The sequence below is a fragment of the Gilvimarinus sp. 1_MG-2023 genome (assembly GCF_030548285.1).
In genome coordinates, this window is record NZ_JAUOSC010001116.1 from 1 (window position 1) to 265 (window position 265).

The window sequence follows — 265 nt, forward strand, 5'->3', positions numbered from 1 at the left end:
GTGCCATACCACTCACGACGCACACACCGGCCTGGGCCAGGTCAGCAGCACACTGTCTGGCCCAGTCACGGGCATAAGGGGTGGGATTACGACTGCCGACCATGGCCACCAGCGGTTGTTGCAGCAGCGCCGGATTACCGCGCCAATAAAGCCACAATGGGGCATCACTGAGGCTTGCCAGGGCTGTTGGGTAGCGGGAATCGTCGCAGGTCAGTACGCCCTGGCCCGGCTCTGCTTGCCAATCCAGTAAGGCATAAAATACATC

The 265-nt window shown here is 60.8% G+C and carries 1 protein-coding gene; it reads right to left on the reverse strand.

Translation table 11 applies throughout. The features are described 5' to 3' along the window. Positions 1 to 265 (reverse strand): DNA-processing protein DprA (locus Q4563_RS20320; protein ID WP_303605801.1); only part of this gene is annotated, 265 nt, incomplete at both ends.